This window comes from Pseudomonas sp. IPO3778, assembly GCF_013386825.1.
Taxonomy (GTDB): domain Bacteria; phylum Pseudomonadota; class Gammaproteobacteria; order Pseudomonadales; family Pseudomonadaceae; genus Aquipseudomonas.
The window spans coordinates 306,841-325,206 of record NZ_JACARC010000037.1; the positions used below are offsets into that span (position 1 = coordinate 306,841).

Here is an 18,366-nt window from a genome sequence, read left to right on the forward strand (position 1 = left end):
ACTCTGTGGCGAGGGGGCTTGTCCCCCGTTGGAGTGCGCAGCGCTCCCGCTTTTTTGGGGCCGCTGCGCAGCCCAACGGGGGACAAGCCCCCTCGCCACAAAGGCACCACCACAGGTCAAAGGTGTGGCGCAGCATTTAGCCTTTTTTCTTGTAGGCCACGCAATCAATCTCCACCTTGCAGTCGACCATCATGTTCGCCTGCACACAGGCCCGTGCCGGGGCGTGTTGCGGGTTGAAGTATTCGCCGAACACTTTGTTGAAACTCCAGAAATCCCGTGGGTCTTCCAGCCATACGCCTACGCGCACCACATCTTCCAGGGCATAGCCGGCCTCTTCGAGAATCGCCACCACGTTGCGCATGGTCTGGTGCGTCTGTTCAACGATCCCGCCGGTGATGATTTCACCGTCCACCGCTGGCACCTGGCCCGACACGTACAACCAGCCATCGGCTTCCACCGCACGGGCGAAAGGACGAGGCTGGCCACCGCCTGCGGTGGCACCGGTGCCGTAACGAGTAATGCTCATAATGGATCTCCTGAAACGAGTGAATTAAAAACGAATGTTCTTGAGAAATTCCGCCAGTCGCGGCGATTGCGGGCGCTCGAAGATGTCTTTCGGCGGCCCCTGTTCTTCAATGCGGCCCTGGTTCATAAAGACGATCTTGTCCGAGACTTCATAGGCAAAGCGCATTTCGTGGGTAACCAGCAACATGGTCATGCCCTCTTCCGCCAGGCCCTTGATCACGCTGAGCACTTCGCCCACCAGTTCCGGGTCGAGGGCGGAGGTGACTTCGTCGAACAGCATCAGGCTCGGGTTCATCGCAATCGCCCGGGCAATCGCCACGCGCTGTTGCTGGCCGCCCGACAATTGGCCCGGGAAGTGGTTGCGTCGCTCCAGCAGGCCGACACGGTCCAGCCATTTTTCCGCCAGCGCCACCGCCTCGTCCTTGCCCATTTTCTTGACCTTGAGCAGGCCCAGGGTGACGTTCTGCAACGCAGTCAGGTGCGGGAACAGGTTGAATTGCTGGAACGCCATGCCCGTCATCGCACGGTGCTGGGAAATCACCCGTTCCGGATGGCGCACGCGCTTGCCGCCCACGTCGCTGTAGCCGATGGACTCACCGTCGAGGGTGATCTGGCCGCCCTGGAATTCTTCCAGCAGGTTGACGCAGCGCAGCAGCGTGGTCTTGCCCGAACCGCTGGAGCCGATCAACGTCACGACGTTGCCGCGCTGCATGGTCAGGTCCACACCCTTGAGCACTTCCACCGGGCCGTACTGTTTACGCAGGCCGCGAATGTTCAGCAGTGGCTGGCTTTCTTTGGAGGATTGGTTCATGGCAACGCCACCCGCTTTTCAATGTAACGCCCCAGTAATTCGATGGCGTAGTTGATGACAAAAAACATAAAGCCTGCGAACAGGTAGAACTCCAGGGTCATGAACGTCCGGGCGATGACCTGTTGGGTGCTGAGCAGTAATTCGGCCACGCCGATCACCGACAGCAAGGTGGACGCCTTGACGATTTCCGTGGAGGAATTGACCCAGGTCGGCAGGATCTGCCGCAGCGCCTGGGGCAACAGCACGTAGCCCAGGGACTGGTAAAACGTCAGGCCGATGGCCTTGCCCGCTTCCAGTTGCCCTTTGGGAATGGCTTGCAGCGCGCCGCGCACGATCTCGGACACGTGGGAGCCGCAGAACAGCGTCAGGCCCACGGCACCGGCCTGGAACGCGCTGATCTGCCAGCCAAGCGCCGGCAGCATGTAGAAGCACGCCAATACCAGCACAAACACCGGCGTACCGCGGATCAGGTCGACGTACAGGCGAAACGGTGCACGCATCCAGAATTTGCCGTAGGTCAGGATCAACCCGGCAACGATGCCGATCAGGGTGCCGAAGATAATCGCCAGGGCCGAGCAGTAAACGCTGGTCTGGAACCCCGCCCAGAGGGTTTCCCGGGCGATCCACAACTCATGCAGCCAGCTGGGGGATTCGTACATGGGGGCTCCTTAGCGACGAATCGCCAAACGCTGTTCCAGGTAACGGAGCAGCATGGCAATGAGGTAACAGGCAGCCACGTAGAGCGCGGTCGTGACCATCCAGGTTTCAATCACCCGGTAGCTTTCGACGTTGATCTTGCGGGCGTAATAGGTCAGCTCCGGCACCGCGATCGCGGCCGCCAGGGAGGTGTCCTTGAACAGCGAGATGAAGTTGTTCGACAGCGCCGGCAGCACGTTGCGCAGCATCACCGGCACGGTGATGTACGCGCGGATGCGCCATTCGCCCAGGCCGATGGCCAGGCCCGCTTCACGCAACCCCTTGGGAATGTTCAAGAGGCCTGCGCGGAAGACTTCGGTGAGGTAGGCACCGGCGTACAGCGACAGCGTGATGATGAACGAGGGGATCTTGTCCAGCCGGATACCGAGGCTGGGCAAGGCGAAGTAGATCAACAGGATCAGCACCAGGATCGGGGTGTTGCGGATCACCGTCACATACACCGAGGCCACGATGCGCAGCGCACGGTGTTTGGACAGCATGGCAAACGCCATCAGCAGGCCGATCACACAGCCGATGGCGATAGACAGCAGTGCCAGTTCAAGGCCCAGGCCGAGCCCCGCCAGCAAGCTGGGGAAGTCGCGCCATACAGCATCAAAGTTCAACTGATAGTTCATGGTCGGCAGTACCTGATTGGGGCGCCGTCAGCGACGCCCCAGTGTTTACGAATTACTTGAACTCAACCGGGAACCCGATCGCCGGCTCTGGCAGATCAACGCCGAACCATTGCTTGAACGAGGCCTTGTACATCGGGAACTCCACACCGGTCATGGCTTCATGCAGCGCGGTGTTGACGAAGTTCAGCCAGTCCTGGTCGCCACGCTTGACGGCGCACGCGTAGGTCTGCGGGCTCCAGGCGTAGCTCGGGCTGCGGTAGCGGCCCGGGTTTTGCACCATCAGGTACTTGACCGAAGACTGGTCGGTGGCGGCGGTGTCGGCACGGCCGGAGTTCACGGCCTGGTACATCAGGTCGACGCTGTCGTACTGGTCGACCTTGGCTTTAGGCAATGCCTGGTGCACCAGTTCTTCGGCGTAGACGTTTTGCAGCACGGCCACGGTGACGCTGTCGCCAGCGGCTTGCAGGTCTTCGATTTCCTTGTACTTGCTGTTGGCCGGCAGCAGCAGGCCCACGCCTTCGCGGTAGTACGGCAGGGTGAAGGCCACTTGCTGCGCACGGCTGGCGGTAACGGTGATGAACTGGCAGCTCATGTCGACCTTGTCGGTCAGCAGGTTGGGAATCCGTGCATCGGAGGACTGCACCACGTATTCGACTTTGCTGGGGTCGTTGAACAAGCCCTTGGCCACGATATGGCCGATGTCGATATCAAACCCCTGCAACTTGCCATCCGCTCCCTGGAAGTGCCACGGCGCATTGGTACTGCCTGTACCCACGATCAGGTGCCCACGTTTGAGCACCGTATCGAGCTTGCTGTCCGCCGCTTGCACTACGCTTGCGAGGGAAGCCGATGCGGCGAAGAGAAAAACACACGCTTTAAACACGGAAGGTCGGTGATGCATGACAAGCACTCCAGGAGTTGTGTATTCCGCTATACCGGAACTTAGTATGTAACAACGGAATAGACAGCAGAAAGTGTGCCATACGCGGTAACAGAAAAATATTGCGGGATTAATTTCTTTTAAAATCAATTAGATAAATTTGTATCGGCAATGAGGCGTTAGGCCAGCCGTTGCAATCAGATTGCTACCGTTGGCCACACACCGGGGTGACAGGCCACATTTGGGTGCGGGGGTGAGTCGTTACCGTGCACAAAAGCGGTGCGGTGACCGAATGGAAAAATCCCGTGGCTGGGCTAGCCTTGACAGATGATCGGCCCCCAAGGAATGCGCTCAGATGAAGATCAGTCTTGTGCTTATGGTGTTGTCGCTGGTGTTTGCCAGCCAGGTGTTTGCCAAGGATGACCGGCGCGAATGCAAGGCCGAACTGGTCAAGCTGAAGGCGGCCTTCAGTACGAGCTACACCACGCAGAATCATCATGGATATCGTCGGGCGAAGGACGCCAAGGACCAGGGGGATTACAAGCAGTGTGTGGGGTTGGCGAAGAAGGCTCGGGAGCGGGCGGAGCGTTGAAGTGCCTGGGACTGCTGCGCAGTCCAGCGGGAGCAAGCTCCCTCGCCACAAAAATCACTTTGCAGGGGACCTGTTAGTTTTGACAGTAGACCGTTTTGATCGTCTGGCTTAGCGTGGGCCAAGGCCTTTTGCTCAGGGAGATGGTCATGGGAATGGCTACGGCGGTGATTAAAAATGTCGAGGAGTACCAGCGTGTGCTGGCGGCGCACAAAACGGTATTCATGCTTTTTGTTTCGCAGCATTGCCCCGCCTGTGGGGCTGCGGGGCCGCTGTTTGAGCGAGTTGCAGGTAAATATGTAACGTCGGTGAAGAGCCTGGTGCTCGACACGGCCCAAACCCCCAGGCACCCGGAGGTGACTGGCACGCCTACCCTGCTGATTTTCCAAAACGGCCAGATGGTCGAGAAGCTGAAAGGGTTTGGTCCCTGGGACGAGCAGGAGCACGCCATCCTGGAGACGTTCAGCCGCTACGCCAAACTCAGTCCTCCAACATCAACCGCGCCGTACCGGAAACACGAATCGAGGCACCCTTCTCATCGGTGATCTGCGCCTGCAAGCGCGAGCGGCTGCCCATGTCCTCGCCCTGGATGATGTCGATACACCCGTTGTGCGGCCAGCCCAGGTCCCGCAAGTAGCCGGCCAATGCGGCGGCAGCAGAGCCCGTGGCCGGGTCTTCGTACACGCCGCCCACGGCAAACGGGTTGCGGGTGTGGAACAGTGTCGGGCTTTCGGCAAACACCAGTACCACAGTGCCCAGGCGGGCCTCTGTCATGTAGCGGCGACCGGCTTCCAGCTCATAGTGCATCTGGCTGAGCTTTGCGCGGCTGTCGAGGGCCAGCACCAGGTGGTCGATACCGCCATGGATGATTGCCGGTGGGATGCTCGGGTCCAGGTCGTTGCGGGTGTAGCCGAACAACGTCAGGCCCGCGTCCACCAGCGCATCGTTTGCCGGTGCGCTGCGGGTTGGCGGGGATTGCAGGGCCGCTTCGATCAGCTCGCCCTCGCTGCGGCCACTGACGGAAATGTCGCCATTGTTCAACGCCAGGTGGAATTCGCCGTCGCCCAGCGCCAGGCTCAGGGCTGCGCCGAGGGCAATCGTGGCGTGGCCGCAAAACGCGACTTCGGCGTCTGGCGCGAAATAGCGCACGCGCCAGCCGTCGTCTTGCGGGCAGGCGAATACCGTTTCCGAAAACCCGACTTCGTGGGCGATACGTTGCATCTCGGCGGCTTCCGGCAAGTTGTCACCGATCCATACGCCGGCCGGGTTACCGCCTTGGTTACCGTCACAAAATGCAGAAATCTTAAGCACGTCCAAAGTCATTCGGGTAACCCTTCCTTAACGGTTCAGTGAGCGGCGATGCTATCCAAAGGCCAGCCCAGCGTCGAATGAAATCCACCCGCTACAGCGGCGCCAGCAACACCTGCGTGACCCGACGTTCCTCCACTGCACCCACGGTCAGGCGCCAGCCTTCATATTCCAGGCTGTCGCCCACCACCGGCAGGCGATCCAGCAGGCTCATCACCAACCCGGCCAGGGTCTGGTAATCCTCCGTCGCCACCGCCTTGAAGCCGGTGCGCTGGCGGATCAGGTTAAGGTTCAAGGCGCCGTTGACCCGAAAACCATCCTGTTCTTCAACGATGTCCGGCCCTTCGATTTCGCTGGCATCGGGTAATTCGCCGGCGATGGACTCAAGGATGTCGGTCATGCTCAACACCCCGATAAAGTCGCCAAATTCGTTGATCACGAAGGCAATGTGGGTCGACTCCTGGCGCATCTGCTCCAGGGCATTGAGGATCGAAAAACTCTCCAGCAGGTTGACCGCCCGGCGCGCCAGGTGCTCCAGGTTCGGCTCGTTACCGGCCAGGTATTCCTTGAGCAGTTCCTTTTTGTGCACAAAGCCCAATGGCTCGTCGACATTACCGTTGCGGATCAAAGGCAGCCGAGAGTAAGACGAATGCATCAGTTTCAGGCGGATAGTGTCGGGATCGTCCGACAAATCTATAGAGTCCACCTTGGCCCGGGGCGTCATCAGCGTGCGAATCGGCCGTTCAGCCAGTTGCAGCACACCGCTGATCATCACCCGCTCACGCCGGTCGAACAGCGGCCCGCCGTTGGCATCGGGGTTGTCCAGCAGGTCGGCGACCTCTTCACCCACCTCCTCCACTGCCAGGTTGCGACCGCCGAGCAAACGCATCACCGCATGGGCCGTGCGCTCACGCATCGGCCGCGTGCCCTGGGCCGACTTCTTGCGGCGCGCCCGGGCGATCTGGTTGAACACCTCGATCAGAATCGAGAAACCAATGGCCGCGTACAGGTAGCCTTTCGGAATGTGGAAGCCCAGGCCTTCGGCAGTCAGGGCGAAACCGATCATCATCAAGAAGCCCAGGCACAGCATGATCACCGTGGGGTGGGCGTTGACGAAACGGGTCAGCGGCTTGCTGGCAATGATCATCAGGCCGATGGAAATGATCACCGCGATCATCATCACCGCCAGCTCATCCACCATGCCCACGGCGGTAATCACCGCATCGAGGGAGAACACCGCATCCAGCACCACAATCTGCGCAACGATCGGCCAGAACATCGCATAAGCCACGTTGCCAGTGCGCTGAGCCACATGCCCCTCAAGCCGCTCATGCAATTCCATGGTGGCCTTGAACAACAGGAACACACCACCAAACAGCATGATCAGGTCACGGCCCGAGAAACTCTTGTCGAACACCTCGAACAACGGCTGGGTCAGGGTCACCAACCACGAAATACTCGCCAGCAAGCCCAGGCGCATCAGCAACGCCAGGGACAAACCGATCAACCGCGCACGGTCACGCTGCTCCGGCGGCAGCTTGTCCGCCAGGATCGCAATAAACACTAGGTTGTCGATGCCCAGCACCAGCTCCAGCACAATCAAAGTCAACAGGCCGAGCCAGGCCGTTGGATCCGCTAACCATTCCATTTTTCAGTATCTCTTCAAGTTTTTCAGAATGCCGGGCACGGCAACGCACGGTCGAGGGACCGGGTAAGGGTAGGCAATCGGAATACGGGATGCTTGGCCTGAAGGCAGGCGATCAATGGGAACGGCGGCAGTGCATGTCTTGGGGAAAGACGACTGGGAGGCTCCGAGAGGGTGTTCATGTAGGTCCTGTTGTGGAAAAAGGACTTGAATCGTACAGGCGAAACAGTAATTTCCTACAATGCAAAACTATTACAAGATCTGTAATAGAGAGCGTGTCGACGATTGCCTTGCATGGGTTGAAGGGCAGCGCTTATAGTCCGCCGGTCGCCCGACATGGCGATCGGATTTGGCGATCCGTTGACCGTATGCGAAAGCGCTCTGCTTGATTGCAGGCACTTTCGCACCCGCAAAGCTGCTTTATGGCAGCTGTGCGCGGGAGACCTTCGGGTCTGCCGGAACTCGGTCCCGGTTCGCCAACCTGCGTACAGCTGTCACCCAATCGTTTGGCGACGATAGGTGACAGCCTCAATTAATTAGACCGAGGCTTTACCATGAATCGATACATGCCCCTTACAGGCAACGATTGCGACATCCCTTCCCTGCTCATCGACACCCAAGCGCCGCTCGACGTACTCCACCAGGCTGCTGCTTACCGCATCAACGCCGTGACCCAACTGCTGGAAAATATAGCCTTCCGCGAAGAAATCAGCAGCGACGCCGTCGTGCTTCACGACTTTGCACGCCTGCTCGCCATTCCCCTACGCGATGGCTGTGACCTAATGGACGTAATAGGCCGCCGGATCCACCCTAGCGACGCCTAAACAAAGCACACCCTGCTTCTGTAGGAGCGAGCTTGCTCGCGATGGACGTCAACGATAACTCGGGAAGCCTGACACCCAACGGCGCCCTCAGGTTTTTCGCGAGCAAGCTCGCTCCTACAGTAAGCGGCCGTTCAAAACGGCCCCTTCGTCATCACCCGTTCATCAATAAAGCTACGCAACATCGCAATACGCTGCGTATACGCCTTGCTCAGGCAACTCACTTGAGTCCCGCACGTATGCCGTTGCTTGAGCCAAACTGCCTGATCATCCATCAACGAACCGCGCCCGCCCATGGCCATAAAGTGTCGGTTCAGGTCATAAAGCAGCGCCATGGTCACGTCCTGATCATTAAGAGCGCGCGTGGCACAGATGGTCTTCTCGTCCGCTGCCTTGGCCCGGTCACAGTCAAAACTGGCCGCCAGGCTTGCAGGGCTGAGCCACAACACGCAAAAACCCGCGAGCACTGCCAATACCGCCGGTTTAATCAATCGAACTGCCATAGAAATACCTCCTGTAGGAGCGAGCTTGCTCGCGAGGGTGGTGAACGATGACACGGGTAACCTGACACCCAACGGCGCCCTCAAGTTTTTCGCGAGCAAGCCCACTCCTACAGAGGACTACGCGCCACACCCTGCCCAAACCGATAAATCGCCAGGCAATACCCGATCAACGCCACCGCTGCCAGCAAGCCGCCCGCCGCACCGATCCAGGCAAACCCAAAGTGGCTACCCACCCAACTCCCCATCAATGCCCCACCGCCAATCCCAATGTTGTAGATCCCGGAAAACATCGCCATGGCCACATCCGTCGCATCCGGCGCCAGCACCAATACTTTGGATTGCAGCGCCAGGCCAAAGCCCATGATGGCCATGCCCCAGAACACGCTCAGGGTCACCAGGTACGAAACCTCGCCACTCAACGGCAGCAACAACGCCAGGCACAGCGCCAGGATGGTCACGGCACTGATCAGGAACCGGTGCGGATTAAAGCGATGCACCAGACTGAACAGCAGCGAACCGATAATGCCCGCTCCCCCGAACACCAGCAGGATCAGGGTCACGGTATTGCCACTCATGCCCGCGACGCCTTCAACAAACGGTTCAACATAGCTGTACGCCGTGAACTGCGCTGTCACCACCATCGCCGTCAGCACATACAACGCCACCAGCGCCGGGCGCTTGAACAGCAACGGCAAGCTGCGCAACGAACCGGAGTTCTGGCTCGGCAACAGTGGCAAGGTGCGCGCCAGCCAGAACACCAGCCCGGCCGCAAACGCACCAATCACCAGAAACGTGGTACGCCAGCCCATCGCTTCCCCCAGCAGGCGGCCCAGCGGAATACCCAACACCATCGCCAGGGACGTGCCGGTGGCCAGCAACCCAAGGGCCTGCACCTGCTTGCCCTCCGGCGCCAAACGCACCGCGAGGGAGGCGGTGATCGACCAGAACAGCGCATGGGACAACGCAATACCCACCCGGCTAAGCATCAGAATGCCGAAGCTGGTGGCCACGCTGGACAGGATATGGCTGGCGATAAACATGCCGAACAGCACGATCAACAACCTGCGCCGCTCGACGTTGCGGGTCAGCAACATCACCGGCAGCGAGGTCAGGGACACGATCCACGCATAGATGGTCAGCATCAGGCCGACGCTGGCGATGGGCATGTCGAAACTGGCGCCGATGGCACTCAGCAGGCCAACCGGCACAAATTCAGTGGTATTAAAAACGAAAGCGGCCAACGCGAGGGCGAAGACCGGCTGCCAGTTGGCTTGAGGTGTTGCGGCGGAAATGCTCATTTACAGGTCGTCGTACTCATGTGCGCGCAGATCTTGCCGGCCCGATGCCGGCCCTTGAACCGCGCGCAAAAAATAGTAACACGACGGTTTAGGGATCCACCTGCCCCATCAACTCCGGAATCGACTCCGGACGCTTGGCGTAACGCTGGGCCAAGGCCGCACACACCATCAACTGGATCTGGTGAAACAGCATCAACGGCAGGATCAGCACGCCCATGCTCGCCCCGGCAAACAGCACCTGGGCCATGGGTACGCCGGTGGCCAGGCTCTTCTTGGAGCCGCAGAACAGGATGGTGATGCGGTCTTCCTGGCTGAACCCGAAGGCCTTGCCCAGCACAGTGGACGCCACGAGTACCAGCGCCAGCAACACACAGCACGCCACCACCAGGCCGCCCAGTTCCCACAACGGGATCTGGTGCCAGATGCCTTCGTTGACCGCCTCGCTGAACGCACCGTAGACCACCAGCAGGATCGAGCCCTGGTCGACGAACTTCAGCCAGGATTTGTTACGGCCCACCCACTCGCCGATCCAGCGACGGGCGATTTGCCCGGCGACGAACGGTAGCAACAGTTGCACGCTGATTTTCAGGATCGCGTCGACGGTGGAGCCGCCGTCACCGTGCACGTTCAGCAGCAACGTCACCAGCAACGGCGTCAGGAAGATACCAAACAGGCTCGACGCCGCCGCGCTGCAAATCGCCGCCGGGATGTTGCCCCGGGCCAGGGAAGTAAAGGCAATCGCCGACTGCACGGTGGCGGGCAATGCACAGAGGTAGAGCATGCCCATGTACAGGTCTTTGCCGATCAGCGGCGACAACACCGGCTTGAGCGCCAGGCCCAGCAGCGGGAACAGCACAAAAGTCAGGCTGAACACCAGCAGGTGCAGACGCCAGTGCCCGGCACCGGCGACGATGGCCTGGCGCGACAACTTCGCACCGTGCAGGAAAAACAGCAGCGCGATGGCCAGGTTGGTCACCCAGCCGAAGGCCACGGCGGTCTGGCCGCTGGCGGGCAGCAGGGACGCGAGAAGCACCGTGGCCACCAGGGTCAGGGTGAAATTGTCAGGTAAAAAACGTGGGCGGGTCATAAGCCAATCTTCCAGGGGTTGCCAAGCGCATCGTTGCGACTCTAACGTAACGGCTTGTTACCGACTAACGCCAATGAGCCAGTAAATGCCGCCTAAAGGACATGATAAAACCGTGCGCCGCAGTGTGCCCGGGCTTTCCAGCCTGCCGAGGCCGGTATACGGGCGCACCGAATCCCTGCCCAACCGCGCGCTGACCCGGCGCCACAGTCACCCATGGGTGCAGTTGTCTTATGCGATTTCCGGGGTGCTGGAGATCCAGACCAGTGTCGGGCGCTTTGTCGCGCCGCCCCAACGGGCGGTGTGGATACCCGCAGGCATACCGCACCGGGTGTTCAGTTCGCCCCATACCGAGATGCGCAGCTTGTACCTGGACTGCAGCGTCACCGGCTGGGCAGCGGAGCGGTGCCAGGTGCTGGCGGTGAGCAGCCTGTTGCGGGAGTTGATCCGCAGCTTCAGTGAGTTGCCGGTGGAATATGCCGAGGACGGCCCGGACGGTCGGCTGGCCCGGGTGGTGCTGGACCAATTGGCCGCGGCGCCCCAGGTCGACCTGATGTTGCCGCTGCCTGCCGACAGCCGGCTGCGGCAGATTTACCGCAGCCTGAACCTGCACCCCGAACAGCAAACCACCTTGGGGCAATGGAGCGAGAAACTGGCCGTCAGCGAGAAAACCCTGAGCCGGCTGTTTCTGAAGGACACCGGCCTGACCTTCCGCGCCTGGCGCCAGCGCCTGCGATTACTGAGCGCCCTGCCCGCCCTGGAACAAGGCGAACGGGTCACCGATGTGGCGTTGGCCTGTGGCTACGAGTCCACCTCGGCCTTCATCAACGCCTTCCGCCAGCAGTTCGATGCCACACCAGGCGAATTTTTCCGCTGATTCCCTGTGGGAGCGGGCTTGCTCGCGAAGGCGCCGTGTCAGCCAATACATCTGTTGACTGACACACCGCCTTCGCGAGCAAGCTCGCTCCCACATTTTTGTAAGCATTTCATTTCACAACGGGATCAGCTCCCGTCACCCCCATGGGCCTCTTCAAAGAAGTAATCCTTCCAGCTGCCCGCCTTGTTTTTCAGCACCCCCAGCTCCTGCAATTTCTGCGCATAAATGTAGGTACGCTGAGGCACGATGGTGAAATCGATTTCCGGGTCCTGGACAATCTTCTCCACCAGCGCCAGCGGTAACTTCGACTGCTCTACCCGAATGTACGCCTGGGCCGCTGCGGGCTTGTCGGCCTTGATGATTTTCTCGGCCTCGGCCAGCGCGTCATAGAACGCCTTGTAGGTCTTGGGGTTTTCGTCGTGGAATTTCTGGGTGGTGTACAGCACGTTGAACGTGGCCGGGCCGCCGAGGATGTCGTAGGAACTCAGCACCTTGTGCACCTTGGGGTTCAACAGTTCCTGGTACTGGAACGGCGGGCTGGAAAAGTGCGCGTTGATCTCCGAACCGCCGGCAATCAGCGCGGCCGTGGCGTCCGGGTGGGCCAGGCTGATGGAGATGTCATCGAACTTCTTGTAGTTGGCATCGCCGAATTGCTTGGCGGTTTCGATCTGCAAGGTGCGCGACTGGAAGCCCACCCCCGCCGCCGGTACGGCGATGCGGTCTTTTTCGCTGAAGTCCTGAAGGGTCTTCACGTTCGGGTTATTGGTCAGCAGGTAGTTGGGCATCGACCCCAGCGAGGCGATGGCCTTGACGTTCTGCTTGCCCTGGGTGCGGTCCCACAAGGTCAGCATCGGCGGCACACCGGCCGACACCACATCCAGCGCGCCCGCCAGCAGCGACTCGTTCATCGCGGTGGCGCCGGAGATGCTGTTCCACTCCACCTTGATGTCCAGGCCCTGCTCCTTGCCGTGTTTCTCGATCAGGTTCTGATCGCGAACCACGTCAAGTATCAAGTAGCCGATGCCGAATTGCTGGGCAATGCTGATCTTGCCTTCGGCCTGGGCGCCAGGGCTGAGTAACACGCTGGTCGCCGCCAGGGCAGTTGCCAGCAGGGTCAATGGGGGACGCTTGAAGGTCATGGAGGGGCTGCCGCGTTAATGAGAAGGGCTGCGAGCGTAGCGACGAACGGGCACGCGGAAAAAGAATATCGGGATCTATGGATATGCGAAAAACACTGCCGGCCCGCGCTGCTATATTGCGCGCCTGTTCCTGATGATGTGCTCCGGAGACGCCTCGCATGCTGCGCACCAACCTCAACGAGATGCTGATCTTCATGGCGGTGGTCGATGGCGCCAGCTTCGTCGCCGGCGGCCAGGCGATGGGCCTGACCCGCTCGGCCGCCGGCAAGGCCGTGGCGCGCCTGGAAGACAGCCTGGGCGTGCGCCTGCTGAACCGCACCACCCGCACCCTGAGTCTCACTGATGAGGGCCGCGCGCTGTATGACCAGGGCCTGGAGATCCTCGCGGCGGTGGACAACGCCCAAAGCTCCATCGGCCAGCCCACCGGCGTACCACGCGGATTGTTGCGGCTCACGGTACCCGACGCGTTCGGGCGCAAGGTGCTGCTGCCGTTATTGAAAAAGTACCTGCACGCGTGGCCTGAGGTGCAGGTGGAAGTCAGCTTCACCGACCGCACCGCCGATATCGTCGAAGACGGCTTCGACCTGGCCATCCGCATCGGGGGCGCCAACACCGACCGCCAACTGGTGTCCCGCGTGGTCGCCCGCTATCAGGCGCTGCTGTGCGCCGCGCCGGGCTATCTGGCGGAGCACGGCACACCCCGGGACATGGACGCCCTCGCCCACCACGACTGCCTGTATTTCAGCAGCCGCACGCGCAAACAAAGCTGGCGTTTTCAAGAGGCAGATGGCACCTGGATCAAGGCTTACGGGCGCAGCCGCCTGCGCCTGGACAGCGGCGAAGCCTTGCGCGACGCCGCCGTGTCCGGGCTGGGTATCGCCTTGTTGCCGGACTTCGTGGTGGCCGAGGACCTGGCCGCCGGGCGCCTGGTGCAGGTGTTGCCCGGCCTGGACGCCGGGGACGTGGAGATTTTGGCGATGTACCCCAGCAAACGCTTTCTGGAGCCCCGGGTACGGCGCTTTATCGACCTGATGGTGGATGAACTGGCGGGCTGATCAGTCCGCGTGGGCAATCACCTTGATCTCGACGATCTGCGCGTCGGACGCCAGGTAATTCACGCCGATCAGGGTCGCGGCCGGGCGATGGTCGCCGATGTATTCCTTCCACACATCGACCACCGCTTCAAAGTCGCGCTTGGCATGCACCAGGAAGAAATCCACCGCGGCAATGTTCGAACGGCCAACGCCAAAACCTGCCAGTACGTGGTCAAGGTTTTCCAGGGTCTGGCGCGTTTGAACGGCGGCATCACCGTCAACGAATTCACCTTCCAAAGTGTGGGAAAACTGCCCGGCAATGTAGATCGTGCCGTTGACACGGTAGCCCTGGCTGACGTGGTTGCCTTCTTCCCATGAAACGCCGTGGTTGTAGATCGTGGGTTTATTGCTCATGTCGCTTTCCTTTGGGGGTTATTTAAGGAAACTGTAACAAGGCCATTGGCGAATGGACGTCCCCACTGAAGCGACCAAAAACTACCCGCCCACGGCCTTCGGCTGGTATCGTGCCGCCCTTGAAAAAACCCGCTGACAACCTGCGAGGAAACGGACCTTGAACACTGACGAAAAAATGACCGGCGACCTGTTCGAGGTGGACAAGCGCCTGTCACTCAAACCCGTGGTGGACTTCAGCACCTACCTGCGTACGGCGTTCGGCGACGGCCCTTGCACCTGCATCCGCTGCGTCGCCAGTGCCGGCAACGAGGCGGGTTACGAGTTCCAGCACACCTTCGATTTCGACGGCAAGAAAACCCACCGCCGCTTCGCCTCCACCGCCGGCAGCGAGGTGCTGTTGATGCTGAAGAAGGCCTGGCTGTCCTACACCAAGGCCGAGCTGCCGTTGAGCGGCACGCTGGCGATGGACACGGTGAAAGAGTTTGTCGAACCCCAACTGCACAAACGCCTGGCGCCGCTGTTCCTGGCCAGTGGGTTGGTCAAGGAAGTGGAAGGTGAATTGAGGATGCAGCCGCAGGCTGTTGCCTGATCATCACCCTCTGCGGCGATCACCGCTGGCCGTGCTGCCAGTTCTTGTAGACGAATTCCAGGCTGTAGCCGTCGGGGTCCAGCACGTTGGCGGCGTAGTAGTTCGGGTCATAGTGCAACCGTGCGCCGGGGGCGCCGTTGTCGACGGCACCGGCATTCATCGCCGCCTGGTAGGCCGCATCGACCTCAGCGCGGCTGCTGGCGACGAAACCCACGTGCACCGCCCTGCCCTCAACCACGCCCTCCCGCAGCCAGAAGAATATCCGCCCGTTGGCGCCGAAACCCTTGAGGTCCGGATGGCCCGGCGGGCCGTCCTTGCCGGCGTAGTCGTGGCGCGCGGTGATGCCCAGCGGGGTCAGTGCGGCCTGATAGAAATCGATGGAGCGTTTTATGTCGCTGACCGACAAAAAGATATGATCCAGCATGCTGTAGCCTCGCTCTTCAGATGATGTAACCGCCCGCGACCTCGATCGTCTGGGCATTGATCCAGCGGCCTTCCTCAGACAGCAGCATGGCGATAACGCGCGCCACATCCTCGGGTTCGCCGACGCGGCCAAGGGCCGTTTGCGATGCCAGCAGCGCTTCGAATTCGTCATTGAGCCCGCCGCCCAGTTCGGTGCGAATGGCGCCCGGAGACACGGCATTCGCGCGGATCTGCCGTTCACCGAACTCCTTGGCCATGTAGCGGGTGAGTACGTCCAGCGCACCTTTGAACGCCGCGTAGGGTGCTACGCCTGCGGTGGCGACGCGGGTGGTCGCGCTGGTCAGGTTGACGATGCAGGCGTGTGCCTGCAGCAACGGCAACAAGGCTTGAGTCAGGAAAAACGGGCCTTTGAGGTGCACATTCAACAGGCCGTCGAACTGCGCCTCGGTGACCGATTCCAGGGGGTTGAACAGACCATACCCTGCGTTATTCACCAGGCCACTCAAACCGCTCGCGCCCCAGGTGGCCGATAAGGCCTGTTTTACCGTCTCGCCAAATTCCTTGAAGGCGCTGACGTCAGCCACGTCCAGGGGCAGCGCGACCGCCTTGCCGCCCGCCGCCTCGATCTTCTGCACAACCCCGTGTGCGGCTTCCGGGTGGCTGTTGTACGTCAGGATCACGTCCATGCCTTGCCGCGCACAGCGTTCTGCGGTGCTGGCACCAATGCCACGGCTGCCGCCGGTGATAAGGATAACGCCCATGTGTGGCTCCACTGCTTGCTCAAAATGAGTCACCACAGTAGGCGTACTGGCCCGCGCCGACGCAGCGGTTCCTGCCCGAAACCTGCCTGTTTCTGCTTTTTGCTTGCACAGGGCACACCCAGGCGCTCAGCATGGCCGGCATGAATACACAACTGATCGAACTGCGTACCCTGGCCGCCAAGGCCGAAAACCGCCGCACTGAAACGGGCATCCCGCGCGTGGCCATGGTCCAGGGCGCGATTCCCGAACACATGCTGGCCGCCGTGTATGACCCGATGATCAACCTGATCCTGCAGGGCAGCAAATCCATGACCGTGGGCGATCGCACACTGCGGTATGACCCGGCGACGTATTTCGTGATGTCCATCGAACTGCCCGCCGTGGGGGCCGTGCACCCGGCGGCCAGCGGCGAGCCTTATCTGGCGGTCAGCCTCACACTGGACCCGACAGTCCTCGCGACACTGCTCGGCGACTTGCCCAAACCTGCCGGGCGCTACGACCAGGAGGCGGGGTTTTCAGTGGCCGCCGTCACTCCCGAACTGATGGACGCCTGGCTGCGCCTGTTGCGGCTGATGGGCAACCCCGAAGCGATTGCTGCCCTCGCGCCGGCTTACGAGCGCGAGATTCTTTACCGTGTGCTGCAAGGCCCCCACGGCTGGATGCTGCGGGAAATCGCGGCGCCCGACACCGCCATGGCCCGGGTCAGCCAGGCTATCCAGTGGATCCGCCGGGACTTCGCCGAACCGATCCGGGTAGAAGCCCTGGCGCAGAAAGCCGCGATGAGCGTGTCGGCCTTCCACCGGCACTTCAAGGCCGTCACCAACCTGAGCCCGTTGCAGTATCAAAAACGCGTGCGCTTGCTGCAGGCCCGCACGCTGATGGTGGCCGGCGCGAAGAACGTCACCAGCGCCGCCTTTGAGGTGGGCTATGAAAGCCCGACCCAGTTCAGCCGGGACTATGCCCGGGTGTTTGGCCTGCCACCGGCGCGGGATGCGGCGAGGATCCTGGGGGAAAACCGCGGCACAAGGGCGAACTGACCGCTACGTGCCAGCCTGCCATCCCACGCCCCCACGACAAGGCGTTGCCGCTGGCCTGCCTCCTCGGCACCCTTGGCTCGGTGTTGGTGTTGGCGTTTGGGTACACGTTTCTGGCCCCGCGGTTTATCACTGCTGCTGATGGTGGCCGATAACGCTGCCTGCAGGCCCGCAGGTATAGGCTTAGGTGCTCATCTCCCTTCTGCGCGAGGCCGTCATGGCGCTGCTTGAGTATCACGATCTTCAGGTGCAGGACATTCCGACCTGCCTCGGCCGTTTGCGGGTGCGCAGTGTGGGTGACGGGCCGGCGATGGTGTTCTGGTCCAGCCTGCTGATGGATGCGCGTATGTGGATGGCGCAGGTGCGGTATTTCAGCCCGCGTTATCGGGTGGTGCTGATTAATCCGCCGGGGCATGGGGACAGTGAGGCGCTGAGTCGCGCGTTTACCTTTGCCGAGTGTGCGCGGTGTGTGAGTGAGGTATTGGATGGGTTGGGTATTGAGCGGTGTACTTTCGTGGGCAACTCCTGGGGCGGGATGATTGGCGGGACGTTTGCGGCGATGTACCCGGCGCGGGTGGAGGCGGCGGTGTTGATGAACTGCACGGCGTCGCCGGCGGGGTGGCGGCATCGGCTTGAGTTTCCATTGCTGGCGGTGGTTATTCGGCTGCTGGGTGGGTTTCGGCTCGGTATGGTCGGGACCGCCACCCGTGCGTTTGTTGGGCCCACTACCGAGCGGGAACGGCCTGAGGCGATCGCCCGGATTCATCAGGCGTTGGCGATGTGTGATGTGGATTCGATTGCTTGGGCGGTGGACAGTGTGGTGCCCAAACGGCCTGATCAGCGTGGGTTGCTGGCTGGGATTCGTACGCCGGTGCTGGTGGTGGCCGGTGAGGAGGATCGTACGTTTGCCGTGGCGCAGACCCGGGCCATGGCGCAGGTGATTCCCGGGGCGGCGTTTGTGGTCATGAAGCGGACTGCGCATCTGGCGGCGCTGGAGAATCCTGATGAGGTGAATGGGTTGATTGAGGGGTTTTTGGGGCGGGTGCGGTGATGGGGGGCATATCCGTTATTCGGGTAACGGCGGATATGGGTTCCGCCCTTACGGCGGGTCACTTTTGAAAAGAGCCCCAAAAGTAACCAAAAGGTCTTTGCCCCACCACTCGGTGCCTCGCCTAGGCTCGGCATGCCCGCACTCCGGCCCGGTTCCGCGGGCCGCCGCGATGGGCCATCCCTGGCCCATCGCGGCTAAATCGGCATCCTTGCCGATTTACCCGCTCCACCGTGCCTACTTGCGGCCATC

At 61.2% G+C, this 18,366-nt stretch carries 22 protein-coding genes; 8 read left to right on the forward strand and 14 right to left on the reverse strand.

Going from position 1 to position 18,366, the window contains the following annotated elements:
- Positions 1-136: 136 nt before the first annotated feature.
- From HX855_RS19735 to HX855_RS19755, 5 genes are read right to left on the reverse strand one after another with little or no spacing between them, the layout of a single operon-like run.
- Complete coding sequence (locus HX855_RS19735; RefSeq protein ID WP_177088471.1) at positions 137-526, reverse strand: RidA family protein; 390 nt, start codon at positions 524-526, stop codon at positions 137-139.
- 24 nt (positions 527-550) lie between these two features.
- Positions 551-1,336 (reverse strand): amino acid ABC transporter ATP-binding protein, encoded by a 786-nt coding sequence (locus HX855_RS19740; RefSeq protein WP_177088473.1) that lies wholly within the window; start codon positions 1,334-1,336, stop codon positions 551-553.
- Positions 1,333-1,995 (reverse strand): amino acid ABC transporter permease, encoded by a 663-nt coding sequence (locus HX855_RS19745; RefSeq protein WP_177088475.1) that lies wholly within the window; start codon positions 1,993-1,995, stop codon positions 1,333-1,335. Before HX855_RS19745 ends, HX855_RS19740 begins: the two co-directional genes overlap by 4 nt.
- A gap of 9 nt (positions 1,996-2,004) precedes the next feature.
- The gene (locus HX855_RS19750) at positions 2,005-2,667 is read right to left on the reverse strand and encodes an amino acid ABC transporter permease (RefSeq protein WP_177088477.1); all 663 of its coding nucleotides are present in this window, start codon (positions 2,665-2,667) and stop codon (positions 2,005-2,007) included.
- A gap of 52 nt (positions 2,668-2,719) precedes the next feature.
- Entirely contained in the window at positions 2,720-3,568 is an 849-nt protein-coding gene (locus tag HX855_RS19755) for a transporter substrate-binding domain-containing protein (RefSeq protein WP_003207992.1), read from the reverse strand.
- Positions 3,569-3,902: 334 nt separating this feature from the next.
- Between HX855_RS19755 and HX855_RS19760 the strand changes: the two genes are divergently transcribed.
- Complete coding sequence (locus tag HX855_RS19760; protein WP_177088479.1) at positions 3,903-4,139, forward strand: hypothetical protein; 237 nt, start codon at positions 3,903-3,905, stop codon at positions 4,137-4,139.
- Positions 4,140-4,285: 146 nt separating this feature from the next.
- Complete coding sequence (locus tag HX855_RS19765) at positions 4,286-4,681, forward strand: co-chaperone YbbN (protein WP_177088481.1); 396 nt, start codon at positions 4,286-4,288, stop codon at positions 4,679-4,681.
- Here the strand turns inward: HX855_RS19765 and HX855_RS19770 are convergent.
- Complete coding sequence (locus HX855_RS19770; RefSeq protein WP_177088483.1) at positions 4,617-5,459, reverse strand: PhzF family phenazine biosynthesis protein; 843 nt, start codon at positions 5,457-5,459, stop codon at positions 4,617-4,619. The genes HX855_RS19765 and HX855_RS19770 overlap by 65 nt on opposite strands.
- A 79-nt stretch (positions 5,460-5,538) precedes the next feature.
- Positions 5,539-7,092, reverse strand: coding sequence for a TerC family protein (locus HX855_RS19775; protein WP_177088485.1), 1,554 nt, complete (start codon positions 7,090-7,092; stop codon positions 5,539-5,541).
- Between the two features lie 551 nt (positions 7,093-7,643).
- Here HX855_RS19775 and HX855_RS19780 point away from each other — a divergent pair.
- On the forward strand, positions 7,644-7,913 hold the full coding sequence (locus HX855_RS19780; RefSeq protein ID WP_177088487.1) for a hypothetical protein: 270 nt from the start codon (positions 7,644-7,646) through the stop codon (positions 7,911-7,913).
- A 131-nt stretch (positions 7,914-8,044) separates the two neighbouring features.
- On the opposite strand, the gene HX855_RS19785 is transcribed toward HX855_RS19780, so the two are convergent.
- The 3 genes from HX855_RS19785 to HX855_RS19795 form a co-directional block, all read right to left on the reverse strand.
- Entirely contained in the window at positions 8,045-8,413 is a 369-nt protein-coding gene (locus HX855_RS19785; protein WP_177088489.1) for a lysozyme inhibitor LprI family protein, read from the reverse strand.
- A 107-nt stretch (positions 8,414-8,520) separates the two neighbouring features.
- Entirely contained in the window at positions 8,521-9,711 is a 1,191-nt protein-coding gene (locus HX855_RS19790; protein WP_177088491.1) for a sugar transporter, read from the reverse strand.
- 88 nt (positions 9,712-9,799) lie between these two features.
- On the reverse strand, positions 9,800-10,798 hold the full coding sequence (locus HX855_RS19795; protein WP_088425795.1) for a bile acid:sodium symporter family protein: 999 nt from the start codon (positions 10,796-10,798) through the stop codon (positions 9,800-9,802).
- An 85-nt stretch (positions 10,799-10,883) separates the two neighbouring features.
- On the opposite strand from HX855_RS19795, the gene HX855_RS19800 reads away from it, so the two are divergent.
- Positions 10,884-11,672, forward strand: a complete 789-nt coding sequence (locus HX855_RS19800; RefSeq protein WP_177088493.1) for a helix-turn-helix domain-containing protein — start codon at positions 10,884-10,886, stop codon at positions 11,670-11,672.
- Between the two features lie 125 nt (positions 11,673-11,797).
- On the opposite strand, the gene HX855_RS19805 is transcribed toward HX855_RS19800, so the two are convergent.
- On the reverse strand, positions 11,798-12,811 hold the full coding sequence (locus tag HX855_RS19805; protein ID WP_177088496.1) for an ABC transporter substrate-binding protein: 1,014 nt from the start codon (positions 12,809-12,811) through the stop codon (positions 11,798-11,800).
- A 158-nt stretch (positions 12,812-12,969) separates the two neighbouring features.
- Here HX855_RS19805 and HX855_RS19810 point away from each other — a divergent pair, with 158 nt between their 5' ends.
- Positions 12,970-13,866: a LysR family transcriptional regulator gene (locus HX855_RS19810; protein WP_177088498.1), complete on the forward strand. Its 897-nt coding sequence runs from the start codon at positions 12,970-12,972 to the stop codon at positions 13,864-13,866.
- Here HX855_RS19810 and HX855_RS19815 read toward each other — a convergent pair whose 3' ends face one another.
- Entirely contained in the window at positions 13,867-14,259 is a 393-nt protein-coding gene (locus HX855_RS19815; RefSeq protein ID WP_177088500.1) for a RidA family protein, read from the reverse strand.
- Positions 14,260-14,416: 157 nt separating this feature from the next.
- Between HX855_RS19815 and HX855_RS19820 the strand changes: the two genes are divergently transcribed.
- The gene (locus HX855_RS19820; protein ID WP_177088502.1) at positions 14,417-14,848 is read left to right on the forward strand and encodes a hypothetical protein; all 432 of its coding nucleotides are present in this window, start codon (positions 14,417-14,419) and stop codon (positions 14,846-14,848) included.
- Positions 14,849-14,867: 19 nt separating this feature from the next.
- Here the strand turns inward: HX855_RS19820 and HX855_RS19825 are convergent, their stop codons facing one another.
- Together HX855_RS19825 and HX855_RS19830 are read right to left on the reverse strand one after the other, a co-directional pair.
- A complete protein-coding gene (locus HX855_RS19825) occupies positions 14,868-15,272 on the reverse strand; it encodes a VOC family protein (protein ID WP_177088504.1) in 405 nt (134 codons plus the stop codon).
- Between the two features lie 16 nt (positions 15,273-15,288).
- Positions 15,289-16,032 (reverse strand): SDR family NAD(P)-dependent oxidoreductase, encoded by a 744-nt coding sequence (locus HX855_RS19830; RefSeq protein WP_177088506.1) that lies wholly within the window; start codon positions 16,030-16,032, stop codon positions 15,289-15,291.
- Between the two features lie 140 nt (positions 16,033-16,172).
- On the opposite strand from HX855_RS19830, the gene HX855_RS19835 reads away from it, so the two are divergent.
- Together HX855_RS19835 and HX855_RS19840 are read left to right on the forward strand one after the other, a co-directional pair.
- Complete coding sequence (locus HX855_RS19835; protein WP_177088536.1) at positions 16,173-17,069, forward strand: AraC family transcriptional regulator; 897 nt, start codon at positions 16,173-16,175, stop codon at positions 17,067-17,069.
- Positions 17,070-17,253: 184 nt separating this feature from the next.
- The gene (locus HX855_RS19840) at positions 17,254-18,117 is read left to right on the forward strand and encodes an alpha/beta fold hydrolase (protein WP_309139811.1); all 864 of its coding nucleotides are present in this window, start codon (positions 17,254-17,256) and stop codon (positions 18,115-18,117) included.
- Positions 18,118-18,366 lie beyond the last annotated feature (249 nt).